The sequence below is a fragment of the Kitasatospora sp. NPDC086801 genome, assembly GCF_044745805.1.
In the GTDB taxonomy this organism is placed as follows: domain Bacteria; phylum Actinomycetota; class Actinomycetes; order Streptomycetales; family Streptomycetaceae; genus Kitasatospora.
Window position 1 is genome coordinate 123,409 of record NZ_JBIVAX010000016.1, and the last position, 13,772, is coordinate 137,180.

12 protein-coding genes are annotated in these 13,772 nt (G+C 74.5%); 2 read left to right on the forward strand and 10 right to left on the reverse strand.

Annotated features, from left to right (window positions below):
- The first annotated feature begins 36 nt into the window (after positions 1–36).
- Positions 37–204, forward strand: a complete 168-nt coding sequence (locus tag ACIPLC_RS19155; RefSeq protein WP_400474175.1) for a hypothetical protein — start codon at positions 37–39, stop codon at positions 202–204.
- Between the two features lie 25 nt (positions 205–229).
- Here ACIPLC_RS19155 and ACIPLC_RS19160 read toward each other — a convergent pair whose 3' ends face one another.
- The 5 genes from ACIPLC_RS19160 to ACIPLC_RS19180 form a co-directional block, all read right to left on the reverse strand.
- Positions 230–688 (reverse strand): SRPBCC family protein, encoded by a 459-nt coding sequence (locus ACIPLC_RS19160; RefSeq protein ID WP_400474176.1) that lies wholly within the window; start codon positions 686–688, stop codon positions 230–232.
- 28 nt (positions 689–716) lie between these two features.
- Positions 717–3,095, reverse strand: a complete 2,379-nt coding sequence (locus tag ACIPLC_RS19165; protein ID WP_400474177.1) for a condensation domain-containing protein — start codon at positions 3,093–3,095, stop codon at positions 717–719.
- Between the two features lie 62 nt (positions 3,096–3,157).
- Complete coding sequence (locus ACIPLC_RS19170; RefSeq protein ID WP_400474178.1) at positions 3,158–3,946, reverse strand: SDR family NAD(P)-dependent oxidoreductase; 789 nt, start codon at positions 3,944–3,946, stop codon at positions 3,158–3,160.
- A gap of 84 nt (positions 3,947–4,030) precedes the next feature.
- Positions 4,031–4,849 (reverse strand): BTAD domain-containing putative transcriptional regulator, encoded by an 819-nt coding sequence (locus tag ACIPLC_RS19175; RefSeq protein ID WP_400474179.1) that lies wholly within the window; start codon positions 4,847–4,849, stop codon positions 4,031–4,033.
- A gap of 293 nt (positions 4,850–5,142) precedes the next feature.
- Positions 5,143–6,807, reverse strand: coding sequence for a serine/threonine-protein kinase (locus ACIPLC_RS19180; protein ID WP_400474180.1), 1,665 nt, complete (start codon positions 6,805–6,807; stop codon positions 5,143–5,145).
- Between the two features lie 252 nt (positions 6,808–7,059).
- Here ACIPLC_RS19180 and ACIPLC_RS19185 point away from each other — a divergent pair, with 252 nt between their 5' ends.
- Positions 7,060–7,587 (forward strand): NUDIX hydrolase family protein, encoded by a 528-nt coding sequence (locus ACIPLC_RS19185; RefSeq protein WP_400474209.1) that lies wholly within the window; start codon positions 7,060–7,062, stop codon positions 7,585–7,587.
- Between the two features lie 54 nt (positions 7,588–7,641).
- Here the strand turns inward: ACIPLC_RS19185 and ACIPLC_RS19190 are convergent, their stop codons facing one another.
- The 5 genes from ACIPLC_RS19190 to ACIPLC_RS19210 all read right to left on the reverse strand — a co-directional run bounded on the left by ACIPLC_RS19190 (position 7,642) and on the right by ACIPLC_RS19210 (position 13,506).
- Entirely contained in the window at positions 7,642–9,339 is a 1,698-nt protein-coding gene (locus ACIPLC_RS19190) for a dipeptide ABC transporter ATP-binding protein (protein ID WP_400474210.1), read from the reverse strand.
- A 95-nt stretch (positions 9,340–9,434) separates the two neighbouring features.
- A complete protein-coding gene (locus ACIPLC_RS19195) occupies positions 9,435–10,424 on the reverse strand; it encodes an ABC transporter permease (protein WP_400474181.1) in 990 nt (329 codons plus the stop codon).
- A complete protein-coding gene (locus tag ACIPLC_RS19200) occupies positions 10,421–11,518 on the reverse strand; it encodes an ABC transporter permease (protein WP_400474182.1) in 1,098 nt (365 codons plus the stop codon). Before ACIPLC_RS19200 ends, ACIPLC_RS19195 begins: the two co-directional genes overlap by 4 nt.
- A gap of 32 nt (positions 11,519–11,550) precedes the next feature.
- Entirely contained in the window at positions 11,551–13,269 is a 1,719-nt protein-coding gene (locus tag ACIPLC_RS19205) for an ABC transporter substrate-binding protein (protein WP_400474183.1), read from the reverse strand.
- A 144-nt stretch (positions 13,270–13,413) separates the two neighbouring features.
- The gene (locus ACIPLC_RS19210) at positions 13,414–13,506 is read right to left on the reverse strand and encodes an Ms4533A family Cys-rich leader peptide (RefSeq protein WP_317620150.1); all 93 of its coding nucleotides are present in this window, start codon (positions 13,504–13,506) and stop codon (positions 13,414–13,416) included.
- Positions 13,507–13,772 lie beyond the last annotated feature (266 nt).

Genomic DNA, 13,772 nt, shown 5'->3' on the forward strand with positions numbered 1-13,772 from the left:
GGCCCGTCAGCAAACCCCCGGCTGCACGGCGCCGCCGTGTGCGACCGGGTCGCGCTCCAGGGTGACGACGCCGATCCGCAGGAGGCGACCGGGGCCCTGCTCACCGCCTACCAGCCGGCGGAACACGACCGCGTCACGGCCGACGTCGACCCGCGCGGGTACGTCCGCCAGCAGTACCGGCTCCGGCGCGACGTCAGGCCGTAGCCGCACCCGGGCCCGGCGGCACCGGTCAGGCCTGCCCGAGCAGCCGGTCCAGCACCCGGCCGAAGACCAGGCGCCCGGCGCGGGCCACGAGCGGGTCGAGCAGCCCGGGCAGGTGCCCGACCCGGAGCTCCTCCGTCCAGGTCACCTCGGACCATCCGCTGGTCTCCCCGGCGTCCTGGCCGAGGGCTCGCACGCGCAGTTCGGCCCAGCCGAGCACCGGGCGGCCCCGCTTCTCCAGTCGGCACAGCCCGTCGCGCCCGGCCGCTGGGGCGGTCAGGTCGACGATCTCCATCGGGTCGTCGAACCGGAACGGCCCGATGACCGTCCGGGCCAGGATGGCGTCCCCCGCCCGCCGGCCACTGCCCCGGACCACGGTGACCCGGGTGAACGGCACCCGGTCCCCGTGCCGGGGCCAGGCGGTCAGCCGCTCCCAGCAGACGGCCGGGGGCAGGGGCGAACGGCGGGTCAGGACGAAGCGGGCCATGCCCCACCGTAGGACCGGCAGTGGCCGGTCAGGGCGGGGGCGTGCCGCCGAGCAGGGGAGCAAGGGCGAACAGGTCGGACGGGGCGGCCTCGTCGGGGAGCAGGACGACCAGTGGGGGGCGGGCCGGCGGGCCGAGCCGGGCGACCTCGTAGGCGGTGACGCCGCTGCCGGGCGCGGCGACCAGGGCGACCGGGGCCGGGGACTCCAGCAGCGGGGCGAGCACCGGGCGGTAGGCGCCCGGTGACGGCGGGCCGGCGGCCGGGCGGAGCACGCCGAGGGCCTGCGGGCCGGGCCAGCCGCGCGCGGTGCCGGGGTAGCGGGTGTGCGGGGCGTCGGGCGGGGGCAGCAGCAGCACCCAGCCGGCGCCCGGGCGGGCGGCCCGGCGCAGCACCTCCAGCCGGACGGCCGGGCCGTCCGCCGGGGTGTCCCGGCCCGGCTGGCGGTCGGCGGGCTCGCCGGGGCGGGGCGCCGGGTGTCCGCCGAGGGTGGAGTGCAGCACCTCGGAGGTGCTGAGGCCGCTCGGCAGGTCGGGGAAGGCGCGCAGCAGGTGGGCGCTCTGGCTGAGGAGTTCGACGGCGTCCCGGTCGGCGAGCAGGGCCCGGTCGTGGGTGGTGGTGAGGACGAGTCCGCCGGTGGCGTCGTAGTGGGCGGCGAGGGTGATCGGGTACGAGGTGAAGGTGCCGGCCGGGACGGGGTTCTCCACGTGGATGCCGTGCGCGGCGAGGTCGGTCTCCAGCCGCAGGTGGTGCGGGGCGGTCGGCTGGTGTTCCAGGACGACCAGGCTGTGCGGTCGCTGCCCGCGCGGGGTGGCGCTCCAGCGGTGGGCCTGCCCGGGCGAGACCCACTCGTACGCGGCGAGGTCGAGTACTCCGTCGCGCAGGGCCGCGAGCAGTTGCGGCACCGTCGTGTTCGGGTGGACCCGGACGGAGATCGGCAGCGGGTTGCGCAGCGCGCCGGGCAGCCGGTCGATGCCGTCCAGCGGGATGCCCCGCCCGGAGACCGTCACCGCGAAGCCGACCCGCACCGCCCGGGCCGGTCGGCGCTGCTCGCGGGACTGCGCCGCGCGGTACAGCAGCAGCGCCCAGGCGGCCTGGAGGGCGCTGCTCTCACCCGCCCCCCAGGTGGCCGCCCAGCCGCGCAGCCGGATCGCCTCGTACGGGGTGAGCCGGCGCCGGGCGCGTCCGCTGCCGTGCCGGGTCGGGTCGGGGGCGAGCGGTAGGACAGCGCTGGCGGCGGTCCGGGTGGCCCAGAACTGTCGTGCGGCGTCGCTTTCCCGGGCGTCGAGCCAGCGGGCGTGGTCGCGGACGTCGGGGCGGCGTTCGCCGCCGGGCAGGACGCCGCCGGTCAGGTAGGCGCGGTAGAAGGACTGGAGGAGGAGGCGCACGCTCCAGCCGTCGAGCATCGCGTGGTGGTAGGTGAGCAGGACCCGGGTGGCTGGTCCGTCGTCCTCGTCCTGCGGGCCGGAGTCGAGCAGGGTGGCGCGCAGCAGGGCGGGTCGGCGCAGGTCGAAGCCGCGTTGCCGGTCGGCTTCCAGCAGGTCGTCCCAGCCGATCGCGCCGTGCGGGTGCCGGGTGACGTCGGGGACGGCCCGTTCGTGCAGCACCATCCAGGGGTCGCCGGCGGTGTCGTCCCAGTCGAAGGCGGCGCGCAGCACCGTCTCGTGGTCGAACACGGACTGCCAGGCGGCGGTGAACCGGTCGGTGTCCAGCGGCCCGTGCCAGTTCCAGGACAGCTGTTCGATGTGCCGCCCGCCGTGGTCGGTGCGGCCGATCACCTGGCGCAGCAGGTCCCGTTGCAGCGCGCTGGTCGGCACCGTGACGGGCTCCGGCGGGTGCGCCAGCGCCTCCCGCAGCCGTTCCACGAGTTCGGCGGCGCGCGCGGACGGTCCGGCGGCGATGCCGACGAACAGGCGCCGGAGGCCGTCCCGGCGGTCCTCGACCAGGACGGCGCGCAGCCGCGCTCCGGCGGCGAGGGCGCGTCCGAGTTCGGTCAGGACCCGGTCGAGCCCGTCGGGGCCGTCCACCGTCCGCTCCCAGAGCGCGTCCGTCCGGTCCTCGGGCGTGTGCCCGGTCCCGTCCTGAGGCCGGTGCCAGGCACCGTCGGCCGTCCCGTCCGCCGCTGAGCCCTCCGCCACCGGGTCCTCCGGCGCGACGGCGCGCAGTGCGGCGCGCAGCACGTCGGCCTCGTAGGCCTGCTGGAGCTCGACCAGCAGGAACTGCGGGAGCCGGCCGTTCCCGCGCGGGTGCGGCGGCCGCCACCGGCGGGTGGCGGTGCGGGTCAGCGCGGCGCTGACCGCCCCGGCGTCGAGTCGTCTCGGCGGGCGGCTGGCGGGCAGGCAGGGCTCGGGCGACGGGGCGCCGGCCACCAGCAGGGTGACGGGTGCGCTGGAGAAGTGACGGTTCGTCATCGCTGATCAGCGGGCACCGGAGCCCGGTTCCTTCCCGTGGGCCGGCCAGGGTTGCGCCGGGGTTACTGGGTGGCGAGGCCGCCGCAGACGTTCAGCGCCTGGGCGGTGATGCTGGCGGCGGTCGGGGAGGTGAGGTAGCCGGCCAGCGAGGCGACCTCCTCCGGGGTGGTGTAGCGGCCGAGCGGGATGTGCGTCTGGAAGTGCTGGTGGATGGTCTCGGGGGTGGTGTTGTAGGCGGTGGCGTACTCGTGGTGGATCCGGGTGGTGTGCGGGGTGTGCACGTAGCCCGGGCAGATGGCGTTGACGGTGGTGCCGGTCGGGGCCAGTTCCTTGGCCAGCGCCCGGGTGAAGCCGATCACGGCGTGCTTGCTCGCGGTGTACGGGGCGCCGAGGGTGACGGCCTGCTTCCCGGCGGTGGACGCGATGTTGATGATCCGCGGGTGCGCGGTGCCGGTGATGCGGCCGTGCTTGAGGGTTTCCCGGGTGACCAGGAAGACGGCGTTCAGGTTGGTGTCGATGACGTCGTACCAGAGGTCGTCCGTGGTGGTGGCGATCGGCCCGCCGCCGGTGCGGCCGGCGTTGTTGACCAGCACGGTGATCGGGCCGTGTTCGGCCACCACGTGCCGGATCAACTCGCTGACCTGGGTGGGGTCGCGCACGTCGCAGGTGGTGCCGTCGGCCTGGTGGCCCTCGCCGCGCAGGGTGGCCAGCGCCTCGGTGATGTGCTGGCCGGTGCGGGCGCAGATGAAGAGGCGGTGGCCGCGGCCGCCGAGTTCGCGGGCGATGGCGAGGCCGATCCCGCGGGTGCCGCCGGTGATCAGGGCGAGGGGTTTCTCGGGTGCGGTGGTCATGACGGGTCCTGGGGGTGAGGGCGGGCTGGGAGCTCGGGCCGGTTGCGGGCGGTCGGTGGTCGGTGGGGTGGTCGGGGCGGGAGCTCAGGCCGGGTAGAGGTTGTAGGTGGTCGGGTGGGCCGTGGCCGGGGTGTTGAGGGTGGGGTCGAGGGTGAGGATCGCGTGGTGCAGGTGTTGGAGGTGCGGGGAGGGCTGGATGCCGAGCTCGGTGGTGAGGCGGTGCCGAAGGTGGTGGTAGGTGGCGAGGGCGGTGGTCTGCCGGCCGGCCCGGTAGAGCGCGACCATGGCCTGGGCGTGCAGGCCTTCGTGGTGCGGGTGCTGGTGGGTGAGGTGGGTGAGTTCGGGGATGAGCTCGTTGTGCCGGCCGAGCCGCAGGTCGGTGTCGATGCGGCGTTCGAGGGTGATCAGGCGGCTCTCCTCCAGGCGCATGATCTCGATGGCGAGGATCGGCCCGGGCCGCACGTCGACCAGGGCCGGGCCGTGCCACAGCGCGAGGGCCTGCCGGAAGTGGGTGGCGGCCTGGTGGTCGTGGCCGTGGTTGAAGGCGTGCTGCCCCTGGGTGGTGAGCAGGCTGTAGGTGTGGACGTCGAGGTTGTCCGGGTGCGTGGTGAGCTGGTAGCCGCCGTGCCGGGTGGTCAGGATGTCCTTGGCGGTGATGTGCGGGGTCGGCCCGAGGCCCTGGGTGATCCGACGGCGCAGTTGCAGGATGTACGTCTGCATGGTGGTGAGCGCCTGTCTGGGCGGGTCGTCGCCCCAGATCTCCTCGATCAGGGTGGCGGTGGGCAGGATGCGGTTCGGGTAGAGCGCGAGGAGGGCCAGGATCTGGCGCTGCTTGGCGGCGGTGGGGACGACGGAGATGCCGTTGAGGTCGGCGGTGAGGGGGCCGAGGACCTTGAGGTGCATGGCGGTTCTCCTCTCGGGCGCGGGGCGTCCGCTCGGGTGGGCGTCATTCGTCTGCTTGTTCGGGTCGACGGGATGGTGGGGCGGACGCGTCGCACCCTAGTTGCGCCGAGGGGTGGGGGCCGGATTCCTCAAGTGCCCGTCGAGCGCGGTTCCGGGCGCTCTGGTGGGGGCCTCCGGGCAGGCCGGTGCGGCGGGGCGGTGGCGTGGGCCGCTGGGGGTGTCCGACCATTCGCTCGGATCAGCGTGCGGCGGGAATGGTCGGACACCCCCTGATGCCCCGCCGGGCGGGTGGGCTACTTCTTCACCAGGTCGCCCGAGAAGCCGTTGACGATCAGGTGCAGGCTGCCGTCGGCGTTGCGGGTGTACACCTGCGCGTGCGGGTCGGCGGTGCAGCCGCTGAGGGCGTTCATCGGGGCCGTCTGCAGGACCACGCGGTCGGCGGTGGCCGAGACCAGGTCGGCGACGCCGTCGCAGTAGCGGCTGCCGGGGCCGGTGTTGTTGTGGATCTGGGCGACCGGGTCGTTCGGGCGGCCCTGGGTGATGGTGATCTTGAAATCGGCCTTGAGGGAGAACTGCGGGGTGCCGAGCTGGCCCTGCCAGGTGCCGAGGAAGCCCACCGGGATCGAGCCGGCCGGGGTGGCGGACGGGGTGTCGGCGCCGCCTGCCGGGGCCGCCGTGCTGCCCGGGTTGGTGCCGGGGTTGGTCGCGGGGTTGGTCGCCGGGCCGGTGGCGCTCGCCCCCGCGCCGGCAGAGCCGTCCGGACGCGTCGCCAGGAACACCGCGGTGCCCGCCACCGCGGCCGCCAGCACGGCGGCGACCGCCAGCGAGAGCCGCCCGGCGCCCCGGCGGGCGGGCCGTCGCGGCGGCTGGGGCGCCGGCGGGTAGGGCAGCGCGGGCGTGGCGCCGTAGCCGGGCGGCGGCGGTCCGGGGCGGGCGCTGCCCGGGGCCGGCGCCGGCATCGTCGCCGGGGCGGTCCGCGGGCTCGCCGGTGCCGTCCAGGGCTCCGCCGGCCCGAACGCCCCCGGGGGCGAGGCCGGTCGGGCCGCAGCCTCGCCGTCCAGGTCGAGCAGTTCGACCGCCAGCGCGGCCAGCGCGGCGGAGACCGCGGGCGGCAGCCAGTCCCGTCGCTCCAGCCGTTCGGCCGCCGCGCGGTCGCCCGCCGTCAGGCGCTCGCGCAGCTGCGCCGGGGTTGGCCGGCGGGCCGGGTCCTTCGCCAGGCAGTCCGCCACGATGGCGCGTAAATCTCCGTCCAGCAGCTGGAGTTCGGGCTCCTCGTGCAGTACCCGGTAGAGCATCACCGGCGCGCTCACGCCCGAACCGAACGGCGCGGTGCCGGTGGCCGCGTAGGCGAGCACCGCGCCGAGCGAGAAGACGTCCGAGGCGGGCCCGGCGGTGCGGCCCTCGGCCTGTTCGGGGGAGAGGTAGCCGGGCGAGCCGACGACGAAACCGGACCGGGTGAGCGCGGTCGCCGCGTCCAGCGCCCGGGTGATCCCGAAGTCGATCAGCCGGGGCCCGTCCAGCGCCAGCAGCACGTTCGACGGCTTGACGTCCCGGTGCACCAGCCCGCGTCCGTGCACCGCCGCCAGGGCCTCCGCGAGCCCGGCCCCGAGCGAGCGCACCGCCGCGCCGGGCAGCGGCCCGAACTCCCGCACCGCCGTGCCCAGCGAGGGCCCCGCGACGTAGCCGGTGGCCACCCACGGCTGTGCGCCCTCGGTGTCCGCGTCCAGCACCGGTGCCGTCCAGCGTCCGCCGACCTGCCGGGCCGCCGCCACCTCGTTGCGGAACCGCACCCGGAACTCCGGGTCCGCCGCGTACTGGGCGTGCACCATCTTGACGGCCACCGTGCGCCCGCCCGCGGTCCGCCCCAGGTAGACCCGGCCCATCCCGCCCGCGCCGAGTCTGCGCAGCAGGCGGTACGCGCCCACCTGCCGTGGGTCCCCGTCCTCCAACGCCTCCACGCCGTCACTCCCCTCGCGCTGCCCCGCCCGTGCCGTTCCCGGTCCTCCACGCCAGACGGTACCGCCGGGCGGCCCGGTTCCGGCTCCGCTGGCGGATCCTCGGACGGCCGGCGGCACACCGCGCCGCCGCCGGGCGGTGCCCGACGGTGTGCCGCGTGGTGCCGCGTGGTGCCGCGTGGTGCCCGACGGTGTGACGGGCGGGGCGCCCGGCACGGACGGGGCCCGGGAACGTACGATCGGCGAATGGCTGACATGACGGAAACCACGCCAGGCTGGCTCGCCCCCGAGGAACTAGAGACCACCCGCGCCAAGATGCCGATCCTGTACGTCGAGGCCGTGCCGGTCCGCGTCGACGACGCCGGCGAGGTCACCGAGATCGGCCTCCTGCTGCGGATCGGACCGGACGGGACGGTCAGCCGCACGCTGGTCTCCGGCCGGGTGCTGCACCACGAGCGGATCCGCGACGCCCTGCTGCGGCACCTGGAGAAGGACCTCGGCCCGGTGGCGCTGCCCCGGATCCCCGCCTCGCTGCAACCGTTCACGGTCGCCGAGTACTTCCCGACCCTGGGGATCACCGAGTTCCACGACCCGCGCCAGCACGCGGTGTCCCTGGCGTACGTCGTGCCGGTGGCCGGCGACTGCCGACCGCGTCAGGACGCGCTCGACCTGGTCTGGTTCAGCCCGGAGGAGGCCTCCTCCCCGCTGGTGCAGCAGGACATGCCCGGCGGCCAGGGGGCGCTGCTCAAGCGGGCCCTGGCGCACGTCGGCCGCCTGAGCTGAGCCCACCGGCCGGGGCCCGCACCTCACCGGATGCGGGCCCCGGCCGGGAGCCGGTCAGGCCCCGGCCGACGCCAGTCGGGCGTCGCGCCGGGCGGTCGCCTCGGCCGGGTCCAGCACCGGCACGGCCGCCAGCAGGCCCTTGGTGTACGCGTGCCGGGGGGAGTCGTACACCGCGTCGGCGTCGCCCTGCTCCACGATCCGCCCGGCCCGCATCACCGCGACCCGGTCGCTCACCTGCCGGACCACGGCCAGGTCGTGGGCGATGAAGACCAGCGCGAGGTCGAGGTCGCGCTGCAACTCGCCCAGCAACTCGACCACCTGGGCCTGGGTGGTGACGTCCAGCGCGGAGACCGGTTCGTCGCAGACGATCAGTCGCGGCTGCGGTGCGAGCGCCCGGGCGATGCCGACCCGCTGCCGCTGCCCGCCGGAGAACTCGTGCGGATAGCGGTGGTACCAGTCGGCGTCGAGCCCCACGCGTTCCAGGAGGTCGCCGACCCGGGTGCGGATGCGGCGCTCGTCGCTCTCACCGGCGATGCGCAGCGGATCGGCGATCGACTCCCCGATGCTGCGGCGCGGGTTGAGCGAGGACACCGGGTCCTGGAAGACCATCTGCAGCTCCCGCCGGAGCGGGCGCAGCTGCTTCTCCCCGAGCGCTCCGATGTCCCGGCCACGGTAGTGGAGCCGGCCGCCGGTCGGCTCCAGCAGCCGGACCAGCATCCGCCCGAGCGTGGTCTTGCCGGAGCCGGACTCGCCGACGATGCCCAGCGTCTCGCCCGCACGCACGGTGAGCGAGACGCCGTCCACGGCGGTCACGGGGGCCGCGCGCCGGGTGAGGCCGCCGCGGCTGGCGAACTCCCGGCGCAGCTCGGTGGCTTCGAGCAGAACCTCGCCCCCGCTGCGCCCGGTGGCCCCGTCGCCGTCGGCGCCTCCGGCAGGCCCGCCCGGAGTGCCCGGAGTGCCCGGAGTGCCCGGAGCATCGACCCGGGGCACCGCCGACAGCAGCGCGCGGGTGTACGGCTCGCGCGGCGTGCCCAGCACCTCGGTGACCGGGCCGTGCTCCACCGCCCGGCCGTCCTTCATCACCAGCACCCGGTCGACGCTCCCGGCGACCACCCCCAGGTCGTGGGTGACCAGGACCAGCCCGGCCCCGGTCTCGGCCCGCAACTCGTGCAACAGGTCGAGGATCTGGGCCTGGACGGTGACGTCCAGCGCGGTCGTGGGCTCGTCGGCGACCAGCAGTCGCGGTTCGCAGGCCAGGGCCATCGCGATCAGCACCCGCTGGCGCATGCCGCCGCTGAACTCGTGCGGACGCGCCCGTGAGCGCCGCGCCGGATCGGGGATGCCGACGCGGCCGAGCACCTCGACGGCCCGGGCCCTGGCGGCCCGGCGGGAGACGGCCCGGTGGACCCGCACGACCTCGGCGATCTGGTCGCCCACCGCGTAGTACGGGTCGAGGGCGGAGAGCGGGTCCTGGAACACCATGGCGGCCAGTCCGCCGCGCAGGCGCCGCAGTTCGTCGCCCTCGGCGGTGACGGCGTCGACGCCGGCGACCCGGACGGAGCCGCCGACCCGGGCGCCGGTGTCGCGGTGCAGGCCGAGCAGTGCGTAGGCGACGGTGCTCTTGCCGGAGCCGGACTCGCCGACGATGCCGAGCGCCTGTCCGGCCTCCAGGGTGAAGCCCACGCCGTCGACGGCGCGTACGTGCCCGTCGCCGACCGGGAAGTCGACGACCAGGTCCCGGACGTCGACCAGGTCCCGGACGTCGTTCAGGTCCCGGACGTCGTTCAGGTCCCGGACGTCGTTCAGGTCCCGGACGTCTTCCAGAGCGGGACCCAGGGGTTCGGCGCTCACGTCAGGACCACCCTTCGATCGGTCACCGCGTAGAGCACGTCCGCGATGACGTTGGCGAGGACCACGGCGAACCCGGTGACGAGGGTGAGGCCGACGACGGTCGGCAGGTCGATCAGGCTGACCGAGCTGACCAGCAGCTTGCCGAGCCCCGGGAGCCCGAAGAGCGACTCGGTCAGCACGGCGGACCCGAACATCGTCCCGAGGTCCATGGCGGTGAGCGCGATCACCGGGGTGAGCGCGCCGCGCAGCGCGTGCCTGGTCACCAGGCGCCGTTCGCTGACGCCGTACGCCCGGAAGGTTCGGATGTGGTCGTCGGCGAGGGTCTCCAGCATGGACGAGCGGGTCAGCCGGGCGTACTTGGCGGATTCGATGAGCGCGAGCGAGACCCAGGGCAGCAGCAGGCCCCAGAACCACTGCTGCGGGTCCTCGGTGAGCGGTACGTAGCTCGGGAACGGCAGCCACTGGAGCTGGGCGCACAGGACGATGAGCAGCACCAGGCCGATGACGAAGACCGGGACGGAGTTGCCGGCCAGCGTCAGCGCGGTCAGCAGGCGCTCGCTGAGCCGGCCCCGGCGCAGTGCGGAGAGCAGCCCGGTGCCGACCCCGAGGGCCAGCCAGAGCACCATCGCGCCGAGCGCGAGCGAGGCCGTCACCGGGAGCCGGGCGGCGATCATGTCGGTGACCTGCTCGCCGCTGCGGTACGAGACGCCCAGGCAGGGCGCCGGGCAGTGCAGCAGGCCCGTCCCGGCGCTGAAGTCGCGGCCGGCGACGACGCCCTGGAGGAAGTGGGCGTACTGCAGGTAGACCGGTGCGTCGAGGCCCAGCCGTTCGCGCACCTGGAGGACCTGGGCGGGGCTGCACTTCTCGCCGCAGGCCAGCTGGGCGGGGTCGCCGGGGGCGATGTAGAAGACCGCGTAGACGATCAGGGAGATGGCGAGCAGGACGCCGAGCATGCCGACGGCCCTGCGGAACAGGAAGCGGGTCATGCGGTGGCCTCCTCGGCGGCGGCGGCCGACGGGCCGGGGCGGGCGGGGTTCGGCGAGCCGCTGCCCGGCGGTGCGGTGCCCGGCGATCCGGTGCCCGGGGCGGGCCCGTCCGCCGTCGGACCGGTGGCGCGGCGCGCCGTTCCGACCCGCAGCCGGGAGGCCGCGCGGGGGTCGAGCTCGGTGCGGACGGCGTCGCCGAGCACGGTGAAGGCGAGCACCGTGGCGAACAGCAGCGCGGACGGGAGCAGCACGTACATCGGGTCCGCGCGGAACCAGGTGGTCGCGCCGGAGAGCATCTGGCCCCACGACGAGGTCGGCGGCTTGACGCCCACGCCGAGGAAGGACAGCCCGGCCTCGGCGATCACGTTGGACGGCAGCAGCACCGCGGCGTAGGTGATGACCGGCGCCGCCAGGGACGGCAGCAGCTCCCGGCGGGCGATCCGCCACCGGGTGGCGCCGGCGAGCCGGGCCGCGGCCACGTAGTCGAGCTGCCGGAGGCTGAGCGTCTGCGCCCGGACCAGCCGGGCGGTGCCGGCCCAGCCCAGCAGCCCGATGACCAGGGTCAGCAGGAGCGGGCGGGGGAAGTCGGAGGGCACGACTGCCATCAGCGAGATGGCGAAGACCAGCGAAGGTAGCGCGAGCATCACCTCGGTGGTGTTGCCGATCAGCTGGTCGAGCAGTCGGCTGCCGAGGCCCGCGGTGAGGCCGAGCAGGACGCCGATCGCGACCTGGACGAGGGTGGCGCCGACGGCGACGAGCAGCGAGATCCGGGCGCCGTGGACCAGCCGGGCGAACACGTCGCGCCCGGTGCCCGGTTCGACGCCGAGCCAGTGCTCGGCGCTGACACCGCCGAAGGAGCCGGTGGGCACCCCGCCGGCCGCCGAGTCGAGCAGGTCGTTGTGGTAGCCGGTGGGGTCCTGGCCTTCGATCGCGCTGAGCAGCGGTGCCGCTGCCGCGATCAGGGCGAGCAGGACGATGACGAGGCCGGCGGCGACGACGGCGCGCCGCGCGAGCAGCCGCCGCCACACCGTCCGCCCTCCGGCGGCCGGGGAGGCCGCGGGGGCCTCCCCGACGCTGGGTTCCTGTGGAGCCATGGTTGTTCGACCGATCCGTCCGATCCCGCCCGCTACTTGACCGCGACCTGGGAGATGTCGAGCACGCCGGTCCAGTCGCTGATGACGATGTTGCGGACGTCCTTGCCCGACAGCCGCTTGTAGACGGGGTGGAACAGCGGGACGGTGAGGGCCTGGTCGCCGATCCGCTTGTCCAGGGCACCCCAGCGCTTGGCCGCCTCGGCGTGGTCGGTGATCTTGTTGATCTGGTCGATCTCGTCGTTCACCGACGGGTCGTCCAGCTGCGCGGAGTTGAAGTTGTAGCCGTCGGTGACGATCTGCCGGCCGTCGAAGATCGGCGCGAGGAACGGGCCGCCGGAGGGCCAGTCGGCGCCCCAGCCGGAGAGGAAGAGGCCGGGTTCGGTGCTCACGGTGTGGATCGTCTTGGAGTACCTGGTGGAGTCCAGGGCGTCGAGCTGGACGGTGATCCCGGCCGCCTTCAGGCCGTCCTGGACGGCGGTGGCCAGGTTCGGGCCGTAGCCCTTGCCCGATTCGGTGGAGTGGGTGAGCGTGATGGTCAGGCCGTCCGGGTAGCCGGCCTCCTTCAGCAGCTCCTTGGCCTTCTCCGGGTTGCCGGTGGCGCCGGCCGGGAACGGGTCGTAGGGCGTGTACCCGAAGGTCTCCTGGGCGGGCAGGTAGGTGGTGGCGGCCTCGGCGAGCGAGGAGCCGCCGGCGGCGTTGACGACCGAGGTGCGGTTGAGCGCGTAGGCGACGGCCTGCCGGACCTTGGGGTTGTCGAAGGGCTTGACCTTGGGGTTGAACGCCAGGTAGTTGACGTAGCCGAAGTGGCCGGTGCCGACGCGGGCGGCGAGGGCCTTGTCGTCCTTCACCTGGGCGAGCTCGGAGGGGCCGAGGTTGGTGTCGGTGGTGACGGCGGCCGCGTCGGCGCCGGTGCCGGCGGAGAGCCGCTGGTTGATCACCGCCGGGTCGAGCCCGGACTGCACGTCGACGGTGTCCGGGTACGCCTTGCGCTGGTCGTCCGTCGCCGCCGACCAGTTGGGGTTGCGCTTGAGGACGAGGTGCGCGCCGTCGTTCTCGTTCTTGACGACCTGGTAGGGGCCGGAGGAGACGGGGTGCTCCTGGTACTTCGTCCCGGTGTCCTTGGCCTTCGGGACGGGTGCGAACTGCGTCTGGGTGGCGAGGTAGGGGAAGTCACCCTCGGGCTTGTCGAGCCGGAAGGTGATGGTCTTCTCGTCCGGCGTCTCGATCGCGTCCAGACCGCGGCCGTCCTTGTACGGGCCCTGGTAGTCGGCGGCGCCGACCAGCCAGTCCCTCAGGAATGGCGCCCCGCCGGAGAGTTCGGGGGCGAATGACCTTTCGATGCCGTACTTGATGTCGGCGGTGGTGATCGCCGAGCCGTCCTCGTACTTCAGGCCGTCCTTGAGGTGGTACGTCCACACCGTCGCGCCCTCCGAGGGGGTGCCGGTGTCGGTGGCGAGGTCCGGGACGACCTTGGTGCCGGCCGCGCCGTCGGCCCGGTTGCGGGTGGTGAGGGTGCGGAAGACCAGGGAGGGCACGTTGCCGCCGCCGGAGGTGTAGAGCCGTGCGGGGTCGAACTGGTCCTGCGGGTTCTGGTTGAGGACGGTGAGGGTGCCGCCCTGCTGTGGTGCGGCGTCCTTGCCGGGGCTTCCACCGCCGTCGCCCTTCGGTCCGCACGCCGCCACTCCGACGGCCAGGGCGACGGTGACGGTCGCCGCGGCGAGGCGGCGGGGGGTGAAGGTGGTTCGAGACATCGGAAAGGGGGCCTTTCGCTACCGATGGTGCACGGAGGAAGGCGGGCGACAGTGAGGCTGTGAGGAGAGTGAGCGGCACCGCGCCCGCAGGAAGGGGCGACGTCCCGGGGCGGCGATCACCGCAACGCTTCGGGACAGGCGGATTCAGCGACAGAGATTGTCGGAAACGCAGTGCGCGGCCACGCCGATCAGCGCCAGCTCGATGGCGGCGCACTCGATCGGGTGACGGTCAGACATGCCGAGAAGACTGTATGACTTTAAGCGGAATGTCAAAACTCCGGATACCATCCCGCCCGCCACGGGAACACCGGAACGGATTACGGCCCGGGCGCCGGGAGATCATGAGGAAGCGGGGGGAAACCCCAGAGCCCGCGCCCGCCGCACCGGCGGGCGCGACGTCACCCGAGTGGGTGCCGCGACCCTTCGGGGCGCCGGAGCCCCGAAGGCCCCGAACCGCCCGCCGGGCGGCCGTCCCGGGCCCTCGCGCACTTCCGCCCGCCGGT